Source organism: Streptomyces sp. NBC_01233, from assembly GCF_035989305.1.
Lineage (GTDB): Bacteria > Actinomycetota > Actinomycetes > Streptomycetales > Streptomycetaceae > Streptomyces.
This window is the reverse complement of sequence record NZ_CP108514.1, coordinates 4712641-4735722: the sequence shown is the minus strand read 5'-3', so window position 1 is coordinate 4735722 and position 23082 is coordinate 4712641. Positions and strand designations below refer to the sequence as shown.

Genomic DNA, 23082 nt, shown 5'->3' with positions numbered 1-23082 from the left:
CTACCACCGTCCTGGCGTTCAAGCCGTCAACTCGGGCCTACGATCGTCACACGAAAGCACTGCCGGGGTGCTCACCGGCAGCGTAGTTTTGGAAACTGAGTCCACTGCTTCCGAAAACGCGCCACTGAACAGCACCGCGAGGGGTCCCGTTGACCGTCCATCCCAGCCTTCAGCCCTATGCCGACGCGTGGACGCACTCCATCGAGGCAATATCCGAGCTGGTCCTCCCCCTGACGGAGGGCGAGTGGAACCGGGCGACGCCGTGTCCCGGCTGGTCGGTCCGCGACGTCGTGTCACACATCATCGGCATCGAATGCGAGCAGCTCGGGGACCCGCGGCCGATCCACACCGTGGCGCGGGACCTGCGGCACGTGGTGGACGAGTTCAGCCGGTACATGGAGGTGCAGGTCGACGTGCGGCGTCACCACACCGCGCCGGAGATGACCTCGGAGCTGGAGTACACCGTCATCCGGCGCTCGCGGCAGCTGCGCAACGAGAAGCGGGATCCGGACACGATGGTGCGGGGTCCGCTGGGCGACCAGGTGACGCTGGAGCACGCGCTGCGGCTGCGCGCGTTCGACGTGTGGATCCACGAGCAGGACCTGCGGGCGGCGCTGGGCGTGCCGGGGAACTGGGACGCGCCGGGTGCGTACGTGGCGCGGGACCTCCTGCTGGCCGGGCTGCCGAAGGTGGTGGCGAAGCGGGCCGGGGCGCCGGTGAACTCGGCGGTGGTCATCGACGTGCACGGTGCGCTGGAGTTCATGCGGACGGTACGCGTGGACGCCGACGGCCGCGGCACGGTGGACAAGTCGCCGTCGCTGGGCCCGGCCGTGACGCTGACCCTGGACTGGGAGACGTACGTCCGGCTGGCGGCGGGGCGGGTGCGGGCGCACGTCGTCGCCGACCGGGTGAAGGTGGAGGGCGACGCGGAGCTGGCGGAGGCCATCCTCACGCAGTTCGCCGTGACGCCCTAGGGCTGCTGGGACTGCTGGGGCTGCCCGGCGCGCGCTGCGGCGCGGCGCAATGCGGTGGGGCTGATTCCGTACGCCTCGCGGAAGGCACGGCTGAAGGCCGCGGCGTTGCCGAAGCACCAGCGGGCGGCGATGTCGTGGACGGGGCGGCCGGCCAGCTCCGGGCGGGCCAGATCGTCGCGGCAGCGTTCCAGGCGGCGGCGCCGGACGGTGGCCGAGACGCTCTCCGATCCGTCGCGGAACAGCAGGTGGAGGCGGCGTACGGAGATCCCGTGCGCGGCGGCGATCAGGCCCGGGGCCAGTTCGGGGTCCCCGAGGTGGTGCTCGATGAAGACGTCGATCCGCTCGCGCAGGGCGCGGGTGCGGGCCTCGGCGGGGAGTTCCCCGTAGGCGTCGACGCGCTGGGCGAGGCAGGCGGCGGACAGTTCGACGGCCACCGTGCCGAGCCGCTGGAGCTCCTGGGGCGAGCATTCGGAGCCGTGCGTTTCGAGCGAGGTGAGGAACTGCGCCAGGATCGCGGCCATCCCGCTCTCCGCACCGATGCGGCGGCCGAGCAGCGGGTCGATCCGGCCGGCGCGCAGGGGCAGCGCGGTCCTCGGGAGCTGGACGACCAGCGCCCCGAGCGTGCCCTTCCCGGGGCGGCAGTCGGCCTCGAAGGGGTGCGAGGTGTCCCAGAGGATCATGTCGCCGGGGGCGAGTTCCGCTTCGCCGCCGCACTGGGACATCCACATCCGGCCGCGGGTCAGCAGCGACAGCTGGTACTGCTCGGGGTCCCCGCGCCGGATGAGTGCGGGCGTGCGCCGCGACCGTACGTGCGAGTACTCGAAGGACGACACCTGTACGGCTCCGAGGTCCAGCACCGCCGCCGCCGCATGAAAATCGGCGGACCGCTCACTGGCGAGGGCGGTCGGCATCAGCGAGCTGGAGACGACGTCGTTGAACCACTCGAACCGCTCCGCCTCCGGCACGGTGTCGGCGGACAGCTTCGTCCACATTCCTGCGGTTCCCCCTCCCGACGCCGCTCCCTCCCGGGACGGCGGCCCTACGGTCCCTCGCGCCCTGCGGCGTCCGGCAGGGGACACGCGCGGGAGACCCGGTCCGGTTCCGGGCCCGGTTACGCACCCCGTCCCGCACCCGGTTCCGCGCCGCCGCGTACGGCCCCACCTGCGGGTACGGACGCGGGTGCGGGGATCGTGATGCGGTGGCGGCCCGCCTCCCGGGCCGCCTCCCGGGCCAGTGCGCCGCGGCGCAGCCGGAGGATCTGGGAGACGCCCAGCGCTTCGAGGATGAACACCGTCGAGAAGGCGATGCGGTAGTTGTCGCCGGTGGCGTCGAGCAGGACGCCCACGGTCAGCAGCGTGGTCATCGACGCGATGAAGCCGCCCATGTTCGTGATCCCGGAGGCGGTGCCCTGGCGCTCCGCCGGGTTGGCCGGGCGGGCGAAGTCGAAGCCGATCATCGACGCCGGACCGCAGCCGCCGAGGACCAGGCACAGGGCGATCAGCAGCCCCATCGGCGCCCTGTCCCCCGGGTGGGCGAGGACGGCCGCCCAGAGGAGGGCCGTGAGGCCGACCGTGCCCAGTGCGAGCGGGATCCGCGCGGACTGGCGGCGGCCGACGATCTGGCCGTAGACCAGCCCGAGCGCCATGTTGGAGGCGACCACCAGCGTCAGCAGTCCGCCCGCGGTGGTCCGCGACAGCCCCTGCGCCTCGACCAGGAACGGCATCCCCCACAGCAGCAGGAACACCATCGCCGGGAACTGCGTCGTGAAGTGCACCCACAGGCCGAGGCGGGTGCCCGGTTCGCTCCAGGACTCCCTGATCTGGCGGCGGACGAACCCCCCGGAAGCCCCCGCGGAAGCCCCCGCGGCCCGGACCCCGGCCGGCGCCGGCTCGTGCCCCTCCGGGTGGTCCCGCAGGAACAGCACCAGCGGCACCAGCACCACCAGGCCGGCCGCCGCGCTCCCCGCGAAGGCCGCGGTCCAGCCGACCCCGTGCAGGACGGGGGCGAGGACGAGCGTGGAGACGAGGTTGCCCGCCATGCCGACCAGCCCGGCGAGCTGCGCCATCAGCGGCCCACGGCGGGCCGGGAACCACCGGGTGCCGAGCCGCAGCACCGAGATGAAGGTCATCGCGTCGCCGCAGCCGAGCAGCGCCCGTGCGGCGAGCGCCATCCCGTAGGAGGGCGAGAGCGCGAAGCCGAGCTGGCCGACGGTGAAGAGCACCGCGCCCAGCGTCAGCACCTTCTTGGTGCCGAGCCGGTCGACCATCAGGCCCACGGGTATCTGCATGCCCGCGTAGACGAGCAGCTGGAGGAGGGAGAAGGCGGCCAGCGCCGAGGCGTTGACGTGGAAGCGGTCGGCGGCGTCGAGACCGGCCACGCCCAGGCTGGTACGGAAGATCACCGCCACGAAGTAGACGGCGACGCCGATGGACCAGACGGCGACGGCCCGTCCGCCGCCGGGCGGGTCCTTGACCGGCTGCGGCGCACTCCCCCGGGCGGTCACCGGCCCGGCCCCCGGACCAGTTCCCCGACCCGCCCGATGTGGCCGCGGACCACCGCGGCGGCCGTGTCCGCGTCCCCGGCGCGCAGCGCGTCCAGGATCTCGGTGTGCTCGGCCAGGGTCCGCTCCAGCCGGTCGGGGTGGGCGTGCAGCAGGGCCACGCCCATCCGCAGCTGCCGGTCGCGGAGTTGGTCGTAGAGGCGGCACAGGATCTGATTGCCGGCGCTGCGCACGATCTCGGCGTGGAAGCCCCGGTCGGCGGCCATCATCGCGGCGAGGTCTCCCTCGGCGGCGTGCCGGCGCTGTTCCTCCAGCAGGGCGGCGAGCCGGTCCAGCAGGCCGGGTGGCGCCGGTACGGCTCTGCGGACGGTGAACTCCTCGACCAGCAGCCGGGTTTCGAGCACGTCCGTGATCTCCTGCGCGGAGACCGGCAGCACCAGCGCGCCCTTCTTCGGGTACAGCTTCAGCAGCCCCTCGGTCTCCAGACGCAGCAGCGCCTCGCGGACCGGCGTGCGGGACACTCCGACGGCCTCGGCGAGTTCGCCCTCGGTGAGGAGGGTGCCGCCTTCGTAACGGCGGTCGAGCACACCGTGCTTGACGTGCTGGTAGACGCGTTCGGCGGCGGTCGCGGTGCTGGTGGCGGTGCTGGTGGCGGCGGGGGTGGCGGCGGACATGCGCACAGCATAGATACAACAGAGGTGCAAGCCGGGGCCCGTTCCAGGATGCGGACCGCCCCGCCTCCGACCCGTTCGCGCCCCACCTGCATCGAAGGATGTACGGCGCCTTCGTCCGCCCGCAGGACGTACGCGGCCCCGCGCGCCGGGAGCCTGGAGTCATGGCCGACACCCTCGCCCCGGTGGTCCGCACGACCACCCGGCTCCCCCTGTTGGACGTCCTGCGCGGCGCCGCCGTCCTCGGCACCCTCATGACCAACGTCTGGATCTTCGCCTCCCCCGGCTCGGAGTGGAGCGTGCTCCAGGGCGGTCTGGACCTGCCCGACCCGGTCGCCGAGCCAAGCGCCGCCGTGATCGCCGAGAGCGTGTTCCGGTTCCTCGCGGACGGGAAGTTCCTGTCCCTGCTGACGATCCTGTTCGGGGTCGGCCTGGCCATCCAGTACGACTCCGCCGCGCGCCGCGGCGAGCCCTGGCCCGGCCGCTACCCGCGGCGGGCCGCGTTCCTCTTCCTGGAGGGCACGGTCCACTTCGTCCTCGTCTTCGCCTGGGACGTGCTGATGGGCTACGCCGTAACCGCCCTGCTGGTGGCCTGGCTGCTGGCCCGCTCCGAGAAGGTGCGGCGGGTGGCGATGTGGACCGCGGGCGGGCTGCACCTGGCCCTGGTCGGCCTCGTGACGCTCGGGGACCTCGCCGGTCCGGCCTCCGGACCCGAGGCCCCCGACCCACAGGCCGTCCGCCTCTACGCCCACGGCAGCTGGTCCGACCAGATCGCCTTCCGGTTCGACCACGCCCTCGCGCTGCGCATCGAGCCCGTCTTCTCCTTCGGACTGCTGGTCTTCCTCTTCCTCCTCGGCGTCAGGCTGCACCGCGCCGGCGCCTTCGCCCCGACCGCCGACGGGCGCCGGATCCGGGTCCGGTTGGCCGCCTGGGGCCTCGGCGCCGGTCTGCCGCTGGGCGCCGCCGCCGCGCTCGGCGGATCCGACTTCTTCTTCCTGGGCCGCTACGGCACCGCTCCGCTGATCGCCGTCGGGTACATCGGCCTGATCGGCTGCGCCCTCGACCGGTTCCGGGTCCCCGGCGCCGACGCCCTCGGCTCCGTCGGCCGCACCGCCCTGTCCTGCTACGTCGCCCAGAACCTGCTCTGCATGCTGCTCTGCTACGGCCTCGGGCTGGGCCTCGCCGACCGGCTGGGCGGCAGCGGCCCCTGGTGGGTGATGGGCCTGTGGGCCGGAGTGAGCCTGGCCCTGACGGCCGGGTCGCGGCTGTGGCTGCGCCGCTTCGAGCGCGGCCCCCTGGAGGCCGTGCAGCACGCGGCCCTCAGGCCGCGCCGCCCGTCCGCGGGGTGACCTCCACGTCCAGCACGAACTCGTCGTACGGGGCCTCCTGCGGGTAGGGCGGCCGGACCTGGGCGAAGCGGATCCGGGCCCGGCCACCGCCCGGGGGAAGGCCCCGTACGACGTACGTCCGCTCGACCGGGGCCCCGGGGAGGCCGTCACCGGAGGCCGTCGGCCCCTCCGTCACCGCCACCACGTCCGCGTCCCCCGTGACCTGCCAGGTCCACACGTACCCGCGCGCGCCGCGGCCGGTGAGCCGCAGCTCGTACGGTTCACCGGGGCTCAGCACGACGCTCCGCATCTCCACGCCCGCCAGGTCCTCTCAGCTGTCGGATCTCAGCCGACGGGGCCGATGACCGCCCCCTCGTGCCAGCCCACCCCTCCCCCGGACCCCGTCCGGGAGGCGCCCCCACGCCAGTAGTGCTGGAGGAGGCCGTCGGTGCGCAGGACGACGACTTCCAGGTTGAACCCGAAACTGCCCTGGAGCATCCCGGTGACCGCGGCGACGTCGTGCCCGAAGACCGCGCTGCGGCTCCAGGCCGAGCCGCCCGCGTTGCCGCGCCACCAGTGCTCCACGCGCCCGCCGGCGACGGCCACGCACAGCTCGTAGTTCCCGGCGGTGTCCTCGTCGGCTGCCCCGTACTGCCCCTCGATCAGGCAGGGCGCGGAGACGGCCGGCGTACCGCTGCCGAAGACCTCGCCGGCGCGCCAGGCGAAACCGTTCGGGTCGTCGCGCCACCACAGCTGCATGCGGCCGTCGGTCCGGGCGGCGACCACGTCGAGGTGGCGGCTGCGGGTCTGGACGAGGGCGGGGCCGTAGTGGGCGATGCCGGAGGCGAAGCGGCCGCCGTCGTTCCAGTTCCAGGGAGCGCCGTTGATGCGCCGCCAGTGGTGGAGGCGGCCGTCGGCGGTCCGCACGACGACCTCGAAGTTGCCGGGCTTGCCATAGTCGCTCTGGATGAAGGCCGGGGTCGAGCCGACGGCCGCGTCGCCCGGGCCGAAGGCGCCGCCGTCGCGCCAGACGCGCACGGACTGCTCGAAGTACCAGTGGCGCAGCCGGCCGCCGGTGGTCACGTGCAGGGACTCCATGTTGCGGTTGTAGGTGGTCCCGGTGAAGGCGGGCTGGCCGGAGACGTCGTTCGCGAAGGCGTCCGCGCGGGCCCACGCGAAGGGGGCGTCGCCCTCGCGCCACCAGTGCTGGAGACGGCCGCCGGTGGTGGTGGCGAGGAGCTCGAAGTTGCGGTGGGCGCGGCCGTTGCCGCTCTCGTAGACGTTGCCGGTGTGCAGGCGGCGCTTGGCCCACGGGTCGATGTTGGTGCCGCGCAGGCCGCACTTGGCCCAGTGGTCGATGTCGACCTCGCCGTAGGCGATCCGGCCGTAGCCGCCGACGTGGTAGCCGGTCCCCCAGGAGTTCTTGAACAGCCAGCAGCCGGCCGCGTCGTCGTAGCCGACGATCAGCACGCAGTGGCCGCCCGCGAGGTGGTCGCTGGTGCGGTGGTAGACGCCGGAGCCCAGGCCGAAGAAGTCGTCGTACACGTCGAAGCAGGCGGTCAGCGGGCCGACCGTGTCCAGCCAGACCTTCTGCTGCTCGACGTCGCCGAGCCGCACGTAGTCGGTGATCCGGACGGTGCGCCCGGACCGGTCCCAGCTGGGCGTGTACTCGGCGCGCCAGGCGTCGCGGCGGGCGGCGGGCAGACCGGCGGGCGGGGTGCTGTACGGCCAGCAGTCCGGGTCGGCGAGCCCCCCGTTGCCCTTGATCCAGTCGAGCGCGGTCTCCGGATTGGAACCCTGCCCGCAGGTGAAGCGCAGACCGTCGTGCACGTCCCCCTCGGAACGCTCCGCCCATACGCAGTGCTCGATGCGGGCCATGGACTCCACCAGGCCGGCGGCGCCGAAGGCCCAGCAGGAACCGCACGGGTTCTGGTCCTTCACCTTGGTGATCCACGGCCATCCCCAGCGGCTGCGCCAGTCCACGGCGGCGGGCCGGGCCGCTCCGGTCGTCGCCGGGCCCGGCAGGAACCCGTGGGCGGCCCGGCGCCGGGTCAGGTGGGGATTCCCGCTCTCGTGCCCGATCATCCCCCGCAGATCGACGAGCCCCACGTCCTCGGCGGGCGTCAGGTTCGCCCCGGGCTCCAGACCAAGCGAGGGCCGCGGCACCGGCTCCTCGTCGGCCAGGTGCTCCATGACGGACCAGCGCGCCCCCCGCGCCGCGAGCCGCGCCCGCAGCTCCCCCACCGCCTGGACAGACTCCTCCGGCATACCGGCCCCCCAGTGTGCAACCGCTCGGATGCGAGACCCGCGAGCGTCCCTCCCCCACCAGGGGGCGTCAAGGGGGTCCGCACGGTCGCGCGGTGGCACGGGGGGGGCGTCACGCGGCACGGATGATGTCCGATCGTGATCCACGAGCAATTCGATCGTGCATACGATGCGGTTCATGATCGCCCTGTCCGTGGACCCCACCTCGCAGAACTACGCCGCCGGGCAGGTGGTCGCAACCTTGGCCGTGGCGGCCCTCGCCGTCACGTTCCTCTGGCGCGCCACCAAGCCCTGGCGCAACGCCGCGGACAAGAGCGGCATTGCGCCCGCCGAGCGCAAGCGCCTGCAAGGGAAGCGGAACCAGGTCGTCGTCCTGGCCACGGTCTTGATCACCGTCCTCGCGGCGATGAAGGCGGCCTCGGGCCGGTAGGACCCGGCCACCGAACGCCGGGTCCGGGACGGGTTCAGCCGTGCAGGGCCTCGCGGATCCGGCGTACGGAGGGGTTCACCATGGCCGGGTGGTCGCCGACGACCACCGTCGGGACGGTCTCGTTGCCGTCGGCCACGCTGCGGACGAAGGCCGCCGCCTCGGGGTCCCGCCAGATGTCGACCTTCCGGTACGGGATCCGGGCCAGGCGCAGCTGCGTGCGGAGCTTGACGCAGAACGGGCACCCCGGCCGCCAGTACACCGTGACGTCGTTCATCGCGCCGCCGAGTGGACGGCCTTCGCGCACGGGAGTCGGGTCATGCCCGAAGCCTATGCCGGAAGCCGCCGGTCAGGGAGAGGTCCGTACGGGCCGGGTGGCCCGTGGAGGGGCCCGTATAAGGTCCCCGTATGGGGACCTGGATCGCGCCGAGCGTCATCGAGAGAGAGCTGTACGAGGCCAAGACCGCCGGCGACTGGGCCGCGTACTTCGACGTACTCGCCCGCGCCCAGCTCTACCTGGTCCAGCACCGCGTCCAGTCCGACGCGCATCCCGACTCCGTCTTCTTCCACGCCACCCCGGACCGCATGCTCGTCGTCCACACCGCCGGCATGCTGCCCGCGCCCGCCCCCGAGACGGTCTTCGAGTCCCGGAGCCTGGGCTGGTTCTCCAAAGTCTGGGGCCCCGGCGATCCCGCCTTCCTCGCCGTGAACCCGGGCTCCCCCACCGAGGCCTACCTCACCACCACCCCCGCCGACCTGGCCCGCTGGCGCGCGCACGCGGACGCGGCGCCCGCGTACGGCCTGCCCGAAGGGAAGGTCCACGCCCTCTTCACCGGCGGGCCGCTGCACGGGCCCATCGCCCACGGCCTCGCCGTAGGCAGCCATCTCGCCGTGACGAACGGCGAGTTCTGGAACGCCCTCGCCTACCACGGCAGCGGCTACCAGCACGAGCGCCGCCGCGTCGCGAAGAGCTGGAGCATCACCGACCGCGCCGGCTGGCTCTCCGCCCTGGAGCAGCTCCTGACCGTGGACGTGGTCAGCCCCGTCTGGGAGTTCGCGCTCCGCGTCCGCCGCGTCCTCGCCTCCGACTTCGCGGGGCCGGTCGACATCGAGCACTGGCGGCACGCCGCCGAGGCCAGCCTGCGCCGCAGCGCCGAGCGTTCCGCCGAGCCGCAGCTCACCCCCGACGGGGTCACCGTCGCCCAGCCGCGCCCCACCGCCGAGGTGGAGGGCGAGATCACCGGCGTCAAGCGCCTCATCGGCCGGATCACCCGCTACGAGCAGCGCTTCCGCGCCGACGGGCTGCTCCCCGAGGACGGCTGGGTCCGCTCGGTGGAGGCCTGGGACCTCGGCCGGGCCTCACAGATGGCCCGCTGGGGCATCGGGTGCCGCTACGGCACCCTCCACGAGGCCGAGAAGGCCGTACTGCGCGCCGGGGACGCCGCCCGCCAGACGTACCGCTCGTGGGAGGAGTTCTCGGCCGGGTACGTCCTCGGCCGGTGCCTGCACTTCGACGAGGAGGAGTTCGGCACCTGGTACACGACGGCCCTCGCCGCCCACGTCGCGCTGACCACCGACCAGGCCAGCCCGTGGCTCAACATCCCCTGGAACTGACCGACTTCGGTTAGTGACCGCGGGCGGGCCGGAAACCGGCGGCGGCCCGCCCGCGCCCCGGTTAGCCTCGCCGTCATGACTGTTGAGCTGAATGAGACCGTGCGCGGGCTGCTCGACTCCCCGCACCCCGCCGTCCTGTCGACCATCAACCCCGACGGCAGTCCGCAGAGTTCGGTGATCTGGGTGACCCGCGACGGGGGCGACCTGCTGATCTCCACCGAGCAGGGACGCCGCAAGGAGCGCAACATCGTCCGGGACGGGCGGGTCGGCGTCACCGTCTTCGACCTGGCCAACCCCTTCCTCTACGCCGAGATCCGCGGCACGGCCACCGTCACCGAGGACGTCGGCCGCGCGGTGGCCGTCCGCATCGCCGAGGAGTACCTCGGCCCGGGCGCCGGCAAGGAGTACCGGGACGCCCCGGCGCAGGACGTCCGCGTGGTCGTCCGCATCACCCCGACCAGGGTCCTGGGCAACGCCGCGCGCGCCGCGGGCTAGTTGTATTGCCCCGGGAGGCCGGATACGGGCCCGTCACGGCCGGACCGGTCACGGCAGTCCGGGCCGGACCGCCGACCAGGCGTCGACCGCCTCCGCCAAGGAGCCGCCGTCCGGCAGGTGCGGGCGTACGGCGGTCAGCCAGGGGATCAGGCTCTTGATGCGGCGCAGGTGCCGGATGCGGTGGTGCGGGAGGTCGCGCCAGCCGCGGCCCTGCGCCGCGGCCTGCGCCGGGGTCAGGTCGATCAGCGCCAGCAGATCCCGGCACAGGGCCGCCGGGTCGCCGCCGCGGGCCGGGCCGAACTGCTGGATCAAGTAGCCCTGTACGTAGGCCAGTTCGGGTGCTGCGGCCAGTGCGGGCGTGCCCTCGGCCTGCGCGCACCGGCGGGTGGCCGCCAGCGCGACCCGTCCCCAGCGCAGCCGGACCTCGTCGGGAAGTCGTTCGTCGCGCATCCGCACGCCGGCGAGGACGCGCAGGGTCCGCGGGTGGGGTTCGTCCCGCAGCGGCGGCCCGGTGGCCAGCCAGGCCTCCAGGTCCTCCAGCGAGTGCCCGTCGGGCGGCACCGAGGTCAGCACCTGCCCGCGGGTGAGCAGGGCGACCATGGCGCCCGTGAAGTGGACCTTCGCGACGTGTCCGGCGTCGAAGGAGGCGACGGGCCGCCCGTACCGTTCGATGTGGCGCAGGCCCATCCTCGACTCCCCGACGGCGTAGACCTGCCCGGCCCGGGCCACCCCGCCGACGCACCGGACCACGCACACGCCGCCCGTGACATCAGCCTCCTCGACGGAGTACACCTGCAATTCGGCGATGGACACCCGACCCCCTTCCCCGGGCGGGAGATTACCGTCCGGGGCCCTCCCCCTGCCCTTCCAGGGCGTGCGCGTAGGCCCGGAATCCGCGCCGGATCCCCTCCGGGGAGCCGGAGGAGGGCAGCAGGACGCCGGGCAGGAACGCGACCCGCCACATCAGATGGACCTCGTGCACGGAGCGCTCGTACCCGGGGCCCGCCACCAGGGCGCACGCGTCCTCCAGCACGTCCAGTACGGCGACGACGGCCTGAGCCGCCGCCCGGGGCGACCGCTGTACGCCGGTGCCCACCAGTGCCTGCATCAGGTGCGCCAGCTGGAGGTCGGCGCCCATCCGGGCCATGCGCCGCATCGGCCCCGGGCGGCCGAGCTCCGGGGTGAGGGCCTCGAAGCCGCCGGACCGGAGCAGCAGGCCGGCCGGGACGATCTCGTGGTCGCGCAGCCAGCCGAGCTCGTCGGCGATCGCCATCACCTCCGGGGCGAAGCCGCCCAGGTCCCGGATCCCGGCCAGGATCCGCTCCAGCCGGGCCGCGTGGCGTACGACGAACTCCCCTGCCGGCAGCCCGGCGAGGGTCGCCCCGCACTCGACGATCCCGCCGAGGGGCCCGAAGGCGGCGCGCGCGAGGCCTTCGCCGCTCGCGTCCCCGGTCAGATCGAGCCCTGCAGGTACACGCGGGCCCGGGTCACGAGGCTGCCCCCGGACCCGGCTCGATGCGGTCCAGCAGGGGCGCCGCCCACTTCGGGAGGACGGACGCCGCCGGCCGGGGCGGGCGGGGGTCGGAGGTGACCCCGATGCCTCCCGCCGGGTCGCCGTACACGAACCGCTGGGACCACCCCAGCCAGGAGCGGACGAACAGGTTCGCGCTCCACGCCAGGGCCAGCGCGCCGCGCAGCCCGGGGACCTCGTACCAGTAGCTGGTGAGCACCACGGCGCGGGAGACCGCCTCGTCCGGGTGCCCCGGCCGGGAATCGGCGGTGAGCCCGGCGGCCAGCACCGATGCCGCGAACCGGTTGTCGGCGAGCAGCCCGCCGCTGTCGCAGACGACCGCGTCCAGCAGGTCCGCCGGGAGGCCGGCTGCGGCCTGCTCCAGCCTCGCCAGCAGCTCGGGCAGGCCCGGATCGCCGGCCGCCTCCGGGCCGGGCACCACCCTCAGGTCGACCGGCAGGCGGTCGTCCCCCGTGCGGGCGGCCAGCAGGTGCACGTACGCCAGCGCGCGCAGGGTCTGCCAGCGGCAGAGCGTGTCGAGCAGCGCGGTCCGGGAGCTGCGGAAGGCGAGCCGCACCGGCCAGTCGGCGGCCCGGACGTCGTTGCCGAGCGCCCGCAGCTCCGCCGGCACCGGGGCCGGGTAGACCCGGCTCTGGCCGGGGTCGTAGGACGGCTCGGCGCGGTAGCCCGGCCAGTCGGGCACGGGATTGCGGGGGGGGGGGTACCGCTGCGGCTACTCATTCACTTCGTCGTCCTTCGGGGTCCGCCACTTCGCCGGCCCCGCAGGTACCTCTGGCACCGCGCAGCCCCTTCCGGATGCCGGCGACCGCTGCGGGCGAGACCTCCAGGTCCCCGTCGCCCGCCATCAGACGGCGTCCGTACGGTCGACGGCGCAGGCCTCGGGCACGATGCCCACGACCGGCGGGAAGAGCATCGAGCCGTCCTCGTCGGCCACGTTCACCGCGACCCCCGCGGGACCGTCGACCATCGGGACGATCGCGTCGACCAAACGCGCGCCGAGGACGGAGAGGTACTCCCACTCCCGGTCCCCGGCTCCGCGCGCCTGCGCGAAACGGGCGAGGGCCGCCTCGTCCGTGAACGCGTACAGCCAGCGGACACCGCCCTGGACGACGGACATCAGACCTCCGTCGGCCCCGTCCGTCAGCGGTGCGAGCAGCACCGCACGCCTGAACTCACCCACCAGGCGGCCTGGTTCTCCTCTGCCGTCGCGGTACGCGGAGATTTCCTCGGTCAGTTCCATGGCCGTTTCCCCTCCCGTGCGAGCGGTGGCCCGAAAGGAGAAACGTCCCTCAGACCCCGGACGGTTCCTCCCACACCAGCCGGATCTCGGTGACCTCGTAGCCCGCGCGGTCGAAGGCGGCGGCCATCGGGGTGTTGACGGTGTCGGTGGTCGCGGTGATGCGCTCGGCACCTTCGGCGGCGTGGAAGCGGGTGATCTCGCCCAGGATCTCGTCGATCAGGCCCCGGCCGCGCTGTTCCGGTACGACGCCCAGGTAGCCGACGTTGCGGTGGTACGGGGTGGCCGACGGGATGGCCATGCCGGCGAGCGTGCCGTCCGGGAGGTGGGCGAGGCGCCACCAGGAGCGCTCGCCGGGGCAGTCGAGGTAGAACTCGACGTCCTCGCGGGCCAGTTGTTCCGCGTCCATCGACTGGAGCTCGGTCTGCGTGTGCAGGTCGAGGCTGCCGGCGGACAGCCGGGTGAAGGCGTCCAGGAACTCCTCGTCGGTGCCGTCGCGGAAGACGATCCGTCCGGTGGGCTCGGGCGTCCCGGCGGCCGGGGTCCACTCGTAGCGCAGCCGCTCGATCTCGCGCGTCAGGCCGGTCCTGTACGCGGCCTCCTGGCGCCAGGCGACCGCGGCGGCCGTCTCCGGGTCCTCGCGCCAGCCGCGGGGCAGGGAGATGTTGTAGACCGGCGGCTTGCCGAAGGCGGCGTGCCCGGCCGCGAGCAGCCCGGCGGCCACGGCGGCCGGGTCGGCCACGCAGGCCCGTACCTGCAGGCAGTCGAGCGCGATGGGCTGCCCGCTGTCGGAACGGCCCCACCACAGGGCGCGGGCCAGGATCTCCCCGTCCTCGTCCTCGGCGAACCAGGTCCACTCGGGCCGCAACCGGTTCCCGGCCAGCTCCTCCCGGATCTTGTCGGCGGTCAGGGCGGGGACGGGACCGTCGGCCGGGTAGGCGACGGCGCGGTCCAGGTCTGCGGGGTCTGCGGTGGCAGCGCGAAAGAACATCCGGCGATGATCACACGGGTCCGAATCCCCCGGCCAGGGGTTTCCTGCGGATCAGCGCCGGGTGCCGGTGTCCACGATCTCGCCGGTCTCCGGGTCATGCGGCCGTGGAGATCGCCCGCGTTGTCGGGCGCCGGGCATCGCGTCCCGCGTGCGCGCACCGACAACGGCCGATGGCCGGCCTCCTCGGGGAGACCGGCCATCGGGTGGGGCGTGGTGCGTGCCGCTACGCCCAGGTGATCAGGCGGCGGGGGTGTTCCAGGACCGCCGCGATGTCGGCCAGGAAGCGGGAGCCGAGCTCGCCGTCGATGAGACGGTGGTCGAACGACAGCGCCAGGGTCGTGACCTGGCGCGGCTTCACCTTGCCCTTGTGGACCCACGGCTGGAGCTTGATCGCGCCGATCGCGAGGATCGCGGACTCGCCCGGGTTCAGGATGGGCGTACCGGTGTCGACGCCGAAGACGCCGACGTTGGTGATGGTGAGGGTGCCGTTCTGCATGTCGGCCGGGGACGTCTTGCCGTCGCGGGCCGTGGCGACCAGCTCGGACAGGGCCGTCGACAGCTCGCCGAGCGTCTTGGTGTGGGCGTCCTTGATGTTCGGGACGATCAGCCCGCGGGGGGTGGCCGCCGCGATGCCCAGGTTCACGTAGTGCTTGAGCACGATCTCCTGGGCCGCCTCGTCCCAGGACGCGTTGACGTCCGGGTTGCGGCGGATGGCCACCAGGACGGCCTTCGCGATGAGGAGCAGCGGGTTGACGCGCAGCCCCGCGAGGTCCGGGTCGTCCTTGAGCTCCTGGATCAGCTTCATCGTGCGGGTCACGTCGAGCGTGATGAACTCGGTGACGTGCGGTGCGGTGAAGGCCGAGCCGACCATGGCCTGGGCGCTGACCTTGCGGACGCCCTTGACCGGGATGCGGGTCTCCCGCGCGGAGGCCGGTACCTCGGCCGCCTGGACGGCCTGAGCCGCCGCCGGAGCCGCCACCGGGACCTCGGCGGGCGCAGCCTGCGGGGCGATCGCCGCGGCGGCCGCCGCGTGGACGTCCTCCCGGGTCACGACCCCGCCGTCACCGGTGGGGACCACCGAGGACAGGTCGATGCCGAGGTCCTTGGCGAGCTTGCGCACCGGCGGCTTGGCCAGCGGCCGCTCGCCGGTCGGCTGCGCCGGGACCGCGGGGAGCACCGGCGCGGCCGGAGCGGCCGGCGCCGCCGGAGCGGTGCCGTTCTGCGCGGGTGCACCGACGGCCGCCTTGCGCGGGCGGCGCTTCGTGGAGGCGGTGGAGACCCCGTAGCCGACCAGGACGGGCTGGCGGGCCGCGGCGGCCGGCTCCTCCGGCTCGGTGGCGACGGGTGCGGGGACGGCTGCGGCGACGGCCGGGGCCGCCTCCTGCACCGGGGCCTCCGCAGCGGCGCCGTCCTCCGTCTGCACCGAGATGATGACCTGGCCGACGTCGACCGTGGTGCCCTCCTCGAAGAGGAGCGCGTGCACGACACCGTCGAACGGGATCGGCAGTTCCACGGCGGCCTTGGCCGTCTCGACCTCGCAGACGACCTGACCGTCGGTGACCGTGTCACCCGGCTGGACGTACCACTTGAGGATCTCGGCCTCGGTGAGGCCCTCGCCCACGTCGGGCATCTTGAATTCGCGGATCGTCATGAACGTGGCTCCTCAGTACGCCAGCGAGCGGTCGACGGCGTCGAGCACCCGGTCCAGGCCCGGCAGGTACTCGTCCTCCAGGCGGGCCGGCGGGTACGGGGCGTGGAATCCGCCCACGCGCAGCACCGGCGCCTCCAGGTGGTAGAAGCACCGCTCCGTGATGCGAGCGGCGATCTCCGAGCCGACGCCCAGGAAGACCGGGGCCTCGTGCACGACGACCAGCCGGCGGGTCTTCTCGACCGAGGCCTGCAGACCGTCGAAGTCGACCGGGGACATCGAGCGCAGGTCGACGACCTCCACCGACTTGCCCTCCTCGGCGGCCGCGGCCGCCGCCTCCAGGCAGACCTTCACCATCGGGCCGTAGGCGGCCAGGGTGATGTCCGAGCCCTCGCGGGCCACGCGCGCCTTGTGCAGCGGGTAGGGGATGGCGTCGACGTCGACGTCGCCCTTGTCCCAGTAGCGCCGCTTCGGCTCGAAGAAGATCACCGGGTCGTCGCTGAGGATCGCCTGCTGGAGCATCCAGTACGCGTCGCTCGCGTTCGACGGGGAGACCACCTTGAGGCCCGGGACGTGCGCGAAGAGCGCCTCCGGGGACTCGCTGTGGTGCTCGACCGCGCCGATGCCGCCCGCGTACGGGATGCGGATGACGACCGGCATCTTGATCTTGCCCAGGGAGCGCGCGTGCATCTTCGCGAGCTGCGTGACGATCTGGTCGTACGCGGGGAAGACGAAACCGTCGAACTGGATCTCCACGACCGGCCGGTACCCGCGCAGGGCCAGGCCGATGGCGGTGCCGACGATGCCCGACTCGGCGAGCGGGGTGTCGATGACCCGCTCCTCGCCGAAGTCCTTCTGCAGGCCGTCGGTGATCCGGAAGACACCGCCCAGCTTGCCGACGTCCTCACCCATGATCAGGACCTTCGGGTCCTGCTCCAGGGCCTTGCGCAGCGACTCGTTGAGCGCCTTCGCGATCGACATCTTCAGGGCAGCCATCAGTGACCCTCCTCGGTCGCCTCGAAGGACGCGAGGTAGGCGGCGAACTGCGCGCGCTCCTCGTCGACGAGCGCGTGCCCGTCCGCGTAGACGTTCTCGAAGATCGCCATGGTGTCCGGGTCGGGCATGGAGCGCACGGCCTCGCGCACGCGCTTGCCCATGGCCTCGCTCTCGGCCTCCAGCTCGGCGAAGTACGCCTCGTCGGCGCCGCCCGTGGCCAGCAGGTGGGCCTTCAGGCGCAGGATCGGGTCCTTGGACTCCCAGGCCGCCGTCTCCTCGTCCCGACGGTACTTCGTCGGGTCGTCGGAGGTGGTGTGCGCGCCCATGCGGTACGTGAACGCCTCGATCAGCGTCGGGCCCTCGCCGCGGCGCGCCCGGTCCAGGGCCCAGCGGGTCACGGCCAGGCAGGCCAGCACGTCGTTGCCGTCGACGCGGACGCCCGGGAAGCCGAAGCCCTGCGCGCGCTGGTAGAGCGGCACGCGCATCTGGCGCTCGGTCGGCTCGGAGATCGCCCACTGGTTGTTCTGGCAGAAGAACACCACGGGGGAGTTGTAGACGGCGGAGAAGTTGAAGGCCTCCATCACGTCGCCCTGGCTGGAGGCGCCGTCGCCGAAGTAGGCGATGACGGCCGCGTCCGCGCCGTCCTTGGCCACGCCCATCGCGTAACCGGTCGCGTGGAGCGTCTGCGAGCCGATGACGATCGTGTAGAGGTGGAAGTTGTTGGTGTTCGGGTCCCAGCCGCCGTGGTTCACGCCGCGGAACATCCCGAGCAGGTTGGTCGGGTCGACGCCGCGGCACCAGGCGACGCCGTGCTCGCGGTAGGTCGGGAAGACGTAGTCCTCGTCGTTCAGGGCCCGGCCGGAGCCGATCTGCGCGGCCTCCTGGCCGAGGAGCGAGGCCCACAGGCCCAGCTCTCCCTGGCGCTGCAGGGCGGTCGCCTCACCGTCGAAGCGGCGGGTCATGACCATGTCGCGGTACAGCCCGCGCAGGTCCTCGGTGGTGATGTCGGCGACGAAGGGGGCGAATTCCGCGTTGTCCGCGTTTTCCACCCGGTCCCCTTCGGGCGTCAGCATCTGTACGAGCTGAGGTACGGCGTCCTGCGTCTGCGCGGTGGCAGCGGCGGCGGGCTTGGCGGCGCTCGCCGCGCCTGCCGCCCGCTTGGTGCCGCTGCTGCGTCGCGGCTTGCGCGCGGCAGTGCTCTCCACGGTCACGTGTGCTCCTCCGTCGGTCCGGCACCCGGGTTCTCCGGGGTCCAGTGCGGCTCACCTGCATCCGTAACGAGCGCACGGGGTGTGTGCGTCGCGTTCGGGATTCAGGCGTGACAGGTGCCCCGGCGAGTGCCCTGCGCAATGCACGTTACCCAGTGCGCCGCATAACTGCGAAACCCCGTTTGACCTGCGTTTTTGCTTGGATTTCCAAGTAAATCCGCGGCAGCGGGAACAACCACTGGTCACAGCCTTGCAGGGGCCGGGAACAACGGCACGTTATCCCGGGTAACTCCGGCAGGGAAGGGGTGAGTGTGTGAAACTGACTTCGTGCGCGAAGACGGAAAAATCAAGGTATTCCTCCTGGACGACCACGAAGTGGTACGTCGGGGCGTCCACGAGCTCTTGTCGGTCGAAGAGGACATCGAGATCGTCGGCGAGGCCGGTACGGCCGCGGATGCCCTGGTCCGCATTCCCGCCACCCGCCCCGACGTGGCGGTCCTCGACGTCCGGCTGCCCGACGGCAGCGGTGTGGAGGTGTGCCGCGAGGTGCGCTCCCAGGACGAGGACGTCAAGTGCCTGATGCTGACCTCCTTCGCCGACGACGAGGCGCTGTTCGACGCGATCATGGCCGGCGCCTCCGGCTACGTGCTCAAGGCGATCCGCGGCAATGAGCTGCTCAGCGCGGTGCGCGATGTCGCCGCCGGCAAGTCCCTGCTGGACCCGGTCGCCACCGCCCGCGTGCTGGAGCGGCTGCGGGACGGCAAGAACGGCAAGCGCGACGACCGGCTCTCCCACCTCACCGAGCAGGAGCGGAAGATCCTCGACCTGATCGGCGAGGGCCTGACCAACCGCGTCATCGGCGAGCGGCTGCACCTGGCCGAGAAGACCATCAAGAACTACGTTTCCAGCCTGCTGTCCAAGCTGGGCATGGAGCGCCGCTCCCAGGCCGCCGCCTACGTGGCCCGCCTGCAGGCCGAGAGGCGCTAGCCGGCCCCGCCGCCCCGGGCGCGGGCCGCTCCGGGAGCCCTCCGTCACGGGCCGTGACACCCCGTCGCCGCGTGGTTCCCCGGTGCGCGCCGTGCCATTCGGGACCAACGTCCCCGATCATCGGGGCGGGCTCCTCTTTCCCGGTGGGATGCCGGTGGCGGACAGTGGACGGCATGTCCCCCGAGGAACTCCACGCCATCGAACTCCTGCGGCGGGTGCCGTACGGCCGAGTGGCCACCAGCATGCGCGCGCTGCCGTTCCTCGCCCTCGCCCGCCACGTCGTGGTGGACGGCAGGGTCGTCCTGAGAATGCACTCCGGTTTCGGCTACCACCGGGCGTGCAACGGCAGCGTGGTGGCCTACGGGGCGGACAACTTCCATTCCGGGGACCCCCGGCTCTGGTCGGTGCAGTTCACCGGAACGGCGCAGCTCGTCGAGCCGACCACCGCAGAACTGGAACTATTCGGTCCGGGTCCGCATTTCGTGGACGGCGCCCTCTTCGACCCCGTCTACCTACACATCGAACCCCAGTTCGTCACCGTGCACGCGCTCGCCGGGAATCCGGAACGGCAGTGCCAGCACGCGCTCTGAGCACCTCTGACCAGCCCGTACGCGGAAAGGGGAACGGGCCCGGCGGAATTGATTCCGCCGGGCCCGTCCTCGTACGTCACTCCTGGGAGTTCGGGCCCGGCGGCTCCACGGGCTTCGTCGCCGTAGCCGTAGCCGTCGGTGACTTCGACGGCGTGGGGGACGCCGACGTGCTCTTGGACGCCGACGCGGACGCGGAGGCGGAAGCCGAGGCCGAAGCCGACGGCGACGGGCTGAAGGTCTGCGTCCGGGAGCGGGTCGCCGTGGGCTGGGTTTCGGTGGTCGGGGTCGGGTTGTCCGCGGTCTGGTGCGAAGGCTGGGCGTCCGGGGACTTGGACGCGCTCGGCGCGGCGCTGGAGCTCTGCTTGGTGCCCGGCGTCGGCTTCTCGTCGCTCTTGCCGCCCACGCTGTTGACGGCGAAGGCCACGCCGCCCGCGATCGCGACGATCGCGAGCACCGCGAACAGCCACATCTTCCAGCGGCTGCCGCTGCCGCCGCGGTCGTCGTAGCCGTCGTAGCCGCCGGGACCGCGGCCGCCGGGGAACGCCGAACCGTCGTCCGGGTTCAGCGGCGGCACCATCGGCTGCTGGAACTGCGAGGTCGAGGCGTGCGAGGGGTACGGCTGCTGCCCGCCGGTCCCGGCCACCGGCATGACCGTGGTGGCGCTGGCTCCACCACGGTCATGCGGCAGGGCCATGGTGACCGGACCGGTGTTCCAGGTGCCGGTGTTCGGCCCCTGGTCGTGCAGCATCCGCAGCGCGTACTGGACCAGCCCGCGCATCTCCTCGGCGCTCTGGAACCGGTCGTCCGGGTCCTTGGCGAGGGAGCGCATGACGAGCCCGTCGAGCTCCTGCGGGATGTGGTGGCCCTCCGGCAGCTGCGAGGGCGGCACGGGCACGTCCTGGACGTGCTGGTAGACCACCGACAGCGGGGTCTCGCCGGTGAACGGGGGCCGTAGCGCGAGCAGTTCGTAGAGGAGACAGCCGGTCGCGTACAGGTCGGAGCGGTGGTCCACGGCCTTGCCGAGGGCCTGCTCGGGCGACAGGTACTGCGGGGTGCCCATGACCATGCCGGTCTGGGTCATCGTCGACTGGACGCCGTGCAGGGCGCGGGCGATGCCGAAGTCCATCACCTTCACCGCGCCGGCGTCGGTGATGATGACGTTCGCCGGCTTGATGTCGCGGTGCACGATGCCGTGCTGGTGCGAGTACGCGAGGGCTTCGAGCACGCCCGAGGTGATGATGAGCGCCTGCTCGGGGCCCGGCGCCTCGGCGCTGACCAGCAGGTCGCGGATGGTGCGGCCCTCGACCAGCTCCATCACGATGTACGGGACGGTGTTGGGGCCGACCCGGTCCTCGCCCGAGTCGTACACGGCGACGACGGCGTGGTGGTTGAGCCCGGCGACGGACTGTGCCTCGCGGGTGAAGCGGGCCTTGGACACCGGGTCCTCGGCCAGGTCGGCGCGCAGCAGCTTCACGGCGACGGTACGGCCCAGCCGTACGTCCTCGGCCGCGAAGACCTCGGCCATGCCGCCCCGGCCCAGCCGGTGCGTCAGCCGGTAACGGCCGTCTCCCACCAGGCCGCCTGCGCCCCAGTGCTCAGGACCATCGGTCATCCCGGCGCCGTTTCCCTCGGGTTCGGGTGCCATCAGTCCTCGCCGTCGTCTCTCTCGGCCGCCGCTCAGCGGTAGTCCTCTGCCATGGTGCTCCGACGAACGCTACAGCCTCGGAACCGGTCACCGTTCGGACAAGACCACCCTGTGCCCATGTGGTCACGGAACGGGCACCTGGCTTGACGTGTGCTTGCCCTCGGGCAGACTGGGCGCCATATGCGCCCGGCCAACGGCGTAGGGACACATCCCGAGGGGAAGCAACAGTCATGAGCCAGGACGGCACTCAGGGCCAGTACGCGGGCGGCTCTCTGGCCGGTGGCCGTTACCAGCTAAGGGACTTGCTGGGCGCGGGCGGCATGGCCTCCGTGTACCTGGCGTACGACTCGGCGCTCGACCGGCAGGTCGCCATCAAGACCCTGCACAGCGACCTCGGCCGCGAGCAGTCCTTCCGCGAGCGGTTCCGCCGCGAGGCCCAGGCTGTAGCGAAACTGTCGCACACGAACATCGTCTCGGTATTCGACACCGGTGAAGGCGAAGTGACGTTCGGCGGCTCCGGCGCGGGCGACGGCGCCGTGATGCCCTACATCGTCATGGAATACGTGGAAGGCCGGCCCCTCGGCTCGGTTCTGGAGGCGGACATCCGCCAGTACGGGGCCATGCCGGCGGACAAGGCCCTGAAGGTGACGGCCGATGTGCTGGCCGCCCTGGAGACCAGCCACGAGATGGGGCTCGTCCACCGCGACATCAAGCCCGGCAACGTCATGGTGAACAAGCGCGGCGTGGTCAAGGTGATGGACTTCGGCATCGCCCGCGCCATGCAGTCGGGGGTCACCTCGATGACGCAGACCGGCATGGTCGTCGGCACCCCGCAGTACCTCTCGCCCGAGCAGGCGCTGGGGCGCGGGGTCGACGCCCGCTCCGACCTGTACTCGGTCGGCATCATGCTGTTCCAGCTGCTGACCGGGCGGATCCCCTTCGACGCGGACTCGCCGCTGGCCATCGCGTACGCCCACGTGCAGGAGGAGCCGGTCGCCCCGTCCTCCGTCAACCGGTCGCTGACCCCGGCGATGGACGCGCTGGTGGCGCGGGCCCTGAAGAAGAACCCGAACGAGCGCTTCCCCACGGCCGCGGCCATGGGCGACGAGGTGGCGCGCGTGCTGGGCTCCGGGCAGACCGGGGCACCGGTCATCGTGCAGGGCCAGGGGCCGCTGAGCAGCGGTGCGGGCGTGAGCTCGGCCGTGTTCCCGCCGGTGGACTCCGGGTTCCAGGCGCCGCCGCAGTCGGTGCAGCAGCCGTACCAGGCTCCGCACACCCCGACGCCCGCCCCGTACGCGCCGACGCCGGCCCCGCAGGCGCACGCCCAGGGCGGCTACGCCTACCCGCACACGCCCCCGCCGCAGCAGTACGCGCCGCAGACCCCGCCGCCGTACACGATCTCCCCGGCGAGCACGGCGAGCCAGTCCGGGGCGGCCGGCGCCGGCAAGCGGAACGTGCCGGTGGTCGCGGGCGCGATCGCGGTGGCGCTGCTGGCCATCGGCGGTCTGATCGCGGCGATCGCGATGAACGGCGACGAGGACAAGGGGGACCCCACGGCGAACCCGGGGAGCTCCACGGGCGCCTCCGCCTCCGCCTCGGCCAAACCCGGGTTCAAGGGGCCCGACACCACACGCACGATCGACCCGAAGAAGTGCTCGGAGCCGGTGAAGCACTACAGCGAGGCCGGCAAGTACTCGGCGCCGGACCTCAAGTACAAGAACCTGCTCTCCGTGAAGGAGTGCATCCAGGCTGCGGGCGGCAAGTACACCATCGAATGGAAGGACGAGGCGGTCTACGGCAAGGACACCGTGCTGGTCCAGTCGCCGGCCGTCGGCGAAAAGATCAACAAGGAAGGCACGGAGTGGACGCTGACCGTGTCGACCGGCAATCCGGAGTAGTCCCCGGCCATGCGGCGATTCGGCGCAATCCGGAGCGCTTCCGAGTGCTTCGGAGTGGTCCGCAGCAGAGGCGCTTC

23 protein-coding genes are annotated in these 23082 nt (G+C 72.6%); 8 read left to right on the top strand and 15 right to left on the bottom strand.

The features are described from left to right. Nucleotides 1–149: 149 nt before the first annotated feature. Nucleotides 150–974 (top strand): maleylpyruvate isomerase family mycothiol-dependent enzyme, encoded by an 825-nt coding sequence (locus tag OG332_RS22270; protein ID WP_327415117.1) that lies wholly within the window; start codon nucleotides 150–152, stop codon nucleotides 972–974. Here OG332_RS22270 and OG332_RS22265 read toward each other — a convergent pair. The 3 genes from OG332_RS22265 to OG332_RS22255 all read right to left on the bottom strand — a co-directional run bounded on the left by OG332_RS22265 (nucleotide 971) and on the right by OG332_RS22255 (nucleotide 4148). Beyond that, entirely contained in the window at nucleotides 971–1966 is a 996-nt protein-coding gene (locus tag OG332_RS22265; protein WP_327415116.1) for a helix-turn-helix domain-containing protein, read from the bottom strand. The two genes, OG332_RS22270 and OG332_RS22265, sit on opposite strands and share 4 nt — an antisense overlap. A gap of 119 nt (nucleotides 1967–2085) precedes the next feature. Further along, on the bottom strand, nucleotides 2086–3477 hold the full coding sequence (locus tag OG332_RS22260; protein WP_327415115.1) for an MFS transporter: 1392 nt from the start codon (nucleotides 3475–3477) through the stop codon (nucleotides 2086–2088). Continuing rightward, nucleotides 3474–4148 carry a GntR family transcriptional regulator gene (locus OG332_RS22255; protein WP_327415114.1) on the bottom strand — a complete coding sequence of 225 codons (675 nt, stop codon included), beginning with the start codon at nucleotides 4146–4148 and terminating at the stop codon, nucleotides 3474–3476. The genes OG332_RS22260 and OG332_RS22255 overlap by 4 nt, the downstream gene beginning before the upstream one ends. A gap of 161 nt (nucleotides 4149–4309) precedes the next feature. Here OG332_RS22255 and OG332_RS22250 point away from each other — a divergent pair, with 161 nt between their 5' ends. After that, on the top strand, nucleotides 4310–5494 hold the full coding sequence (locus tag OG332_RS22250; protein ID WP_327415113.1) for a DUF418 domain-containing protein: 1185 nt from the start codon (nucleotides 4310–4312) through the stop codon (nucleotides 5492–5494). Here the strand turns inward: OG332_RS22250 and OG332_RS22245 are convergent. Continuing rightward, nucleotides 5466–5783 (bottom strand): protease inhibitor I42 family protein, encoded by a 318-nt coding sequence (locus tag OG332_RS22245; protein ID WP_327419341.1) that lies wholly within the window; start codon nucleotides 5781–5783, stop codon nucleotides 5466–5468. The genes OG332_RS22250 and OG332_RS22245 overlap by 29 nt on opposite strands. Nucleotides 5784–5818: 35 nt before the next feature. Beyond that, the gene (locus tag OG332_RS22240; protein WP_327415112.1) at nucleotides 5819–7741 is read right to left on the bottom strand and encodes a C1 family peptidase; all 1923 of its coding nucleotides are present in this window, start codon (nucleotides 7739–7741) and stop codon (nucleotides 5819–5821) included. Nucleotides 7742–7916: 175 nt separating this feature from the next. Here OG332_RS22240 and OG332_RS22235 point away from each other — a divergent pair, with 175 nt between their 5' ends. Continuing rightward, on the top strand, nucleotides 7917–8168 hold the full coding sequence (locus OG332_RS22235; RefSeq protein ID WP_327415111.1) for a hypothetical protein: 252 nt from the start codon (nucleotides 7917–7919) through the stop codon (nucleotides 8166–8168). Between the two features lie 34 nt (nucleotides 8169–8202). Here the strand turns inward: OG332_RS22235 and OG332_RS22230 are convergent, their stop codons facing one another. Continuing rightward, nucleotides 8203–8442 (bottom strand): mycoredoxin, encoded by a 240-nt coding sequence (locus tag OG332_RS22230; RefSeq protein WP_327415110.1) that lies wholly within the window; start codon nucleotides 8440–8442, stop codon nucleotides 8203–8205. A 131-nt stretch (nucleotides 8443–8573) separates the two neighbouring features. Here OG332_RS22230 and OG332_RS22225 point away from each other — a divergent pair, with 131 nt between their 5' ends. Beyond that, nucleotides 8574–9779, top strand: coding sequence for a DUF1266 domain-containing protein (locus OG332_RS22225; protein WP_327415109.1), 1206 nt, complete (start codon nucleotides 8574–8576; stop codon nucleotides 9777–9779). A gap of 75 nt (nucleotides 9780–9854) precedes the next feature. Continuing rightward, nucleotides 9855–10274, top strand: a complete 420-nt coding sequence (locus OG332_RS22220; protein WP_327415108.1) for a PPOX class F420-dependent oxidoreductase — start codon at nucleotides 9855–9857, stop codon at nucleotides 10272–10274. A gap of 48 nt (nucleotides 10275–10322) precedes the next feature. Here OG332_RS22220 and OG332_RS22215 read toward each other — a convergent pair whose 3' ends face one another. From OG332_RS22215 to pdhA, 8 genes are all read right to left on the bottom strand, one after another. Further along, nucleotides 10323–11087, bottom strand: coding sequence for a hypothetical protein (locus tag OG332_RS22215; RefSeq protein WP_327415107.1), 765 nt, complete (start codon nucleotides 11085–11087; stop codon nucleotides 10323–10325). Nucleotides 11088–11112: 25 nt separating this feature from the next. Next, on the bottom strand, nucleotides 11113–11547 hold the full coding sequence (locus OG332_RS22210) for a hypothetical protein (RefSeq protein ID WP_327415106.1): 435 nt from the start codon (nucleotides 11545–11547) through the stop codon (nucleotides 11113–11115). A gap of 214 nt (nucleotides 11548–11761) precedes the next feature. Beyond that, the gene (locus OG332_RS22205) at nucleotides 11762–12487 is read right to left on the bottom strand and encodes a hypothetical protein (protein WP_327415105.1); all 726 of its coding nucleotides are present in this window, start codon (nucleotides 12485–12487) and stop codon (nucleotides 11762–11764) included. A gap of 162 nt (nucleotides 12488–12649) precedes the next feature. Further along, a complete protein-coding gene (locus OG332_RS22200; protein WP_327415104.1) occupies nucleotides 12650–13045 on the bottom strand; it encodes an SseB family protein in 396 nt (131 codons plus the stop codon). Nucleotides 13046–13094: 49 nt separating this feature from the next. Beyond that, on the bottom strand, nucleotides 13095–14033 hold the full coding sequence (locus OG332_RS22195) for a GNAT family N-acetyltransferase (RefSeq protein WP_327415103.1): 939 nt from the start codon (nucleotides 14031–14033) through the stop codon (nucleotides 13095–13097). Between the two features lie 223 nt (nucleotides 14034–14256). Continuing rightward, on the bottom strand, nucleotides 14257–15684 hold the full coding sequence (locus OG332_RS22190) for a dihydrolipoamide acetyltransferase family protein (protein WP_327415102.1): 1428 nt from the start codon (nucleotides 15682–15684) through the stop codon (nucleotides 14257–14259). Nucleotides 15685–15696: 12 nt separating this feature from the next. Beyond that, nucleotides 15697–16677, bottom strand: a complete 981-nt coding sequence (locus tag OG332_RS22185) for an alpha-ketoacid dehydrogenase subunit beta (protein WP_327415101.1) — start codon at nucleotides 16675–16677, stop codon at nucleotides 15697–15699. Continuing rightward, on the bottom strand, nucleotides 16677–17888 hold the full coding sequence (pdhA, locus tag OG332_RS22180) for a pyruvate dehydrogenase (acetyl-transferring) E1 component subunit alpha (RefSeq protein ID WP_327415100.1): 1212 nt from the start codon (nucleotides 17886–17888) through the stop codon (nucleotides 16677–16679). The genes OG332_RS22185 and pdhA overlap by 1 nt, the downstream gene beginning before the upstream one ends. A gap of 324 nt (nucleotides 17889–18212) precedes the next feature. On the opposite strand from pdhA, the gene OG332_RS22175 reads away from it, so the two are divergent. Both OG332_RS22175 and OG332_RS22170 read left to right on the top strand, forming a co-directional pair. After that, nucleotides 18213–18872 carry a response regulator transcription factor gene (locus OG332_RS22175; RefSeq protein WP_327415099.1) on the top strand — a complete coding sequence of 220 codons (660 nt, stop codon included), beginning with the start codon at nucleotides 18213–18215 and terminating at the stop codon, nucleotides 18870–18872. Nucleotides 18873–19045: 173 nt separating this feature from the next. Further along, nucleotides 19046–19462 carry a pyridoxamine 5'-phosphate oxidase family protein gene (locus OG332_RS22170; RefSeq protein ID WP_327415098.1) on the top strand — a complete coding sequence of 139 codons (417 nt, stop codon included), beginning with the start codon at nucleotides 19046–19048 and terminating at the stop codon, nucleotides 19460–19462. 76 nt (nucleotides 19463–19538) lie between these two features. On the opposite strand, the gene OG332_RS22165 is transcribed toward OG332_RS22170, so the two are convergent. Continuing rightward, nucleotides 19539–21107 (bottom strand): protein kinase domain-containing protein, encoded by a 1569-nt coding sequence (locus OG332_RS22165; RefSeq protein ID WP_327415097.1) that lies wholly within the window; start codon nucleotides 21105–21107, stop codon nucleotides 19539–19541. Nucleotides 21108–21337: 230 nt separating this feature from the next. On the opposite strand from OG332_RS22165, the gene OG332_RS22160 reads away from it, so the two are divergent. Next, nucleotides 21338–23005, top strand: a complete 1668-nt coding sequence (locus OG332_RS22160) for a protein kinase domain-containing protein (protein ID WP_327415096.1) — start codon at nucleotides 21338–21340, stop codon at nucleotides 23003–23005. The last annotated feature ends 77 nt before the right edge of the window (nucleotides 23006–23082 follow it).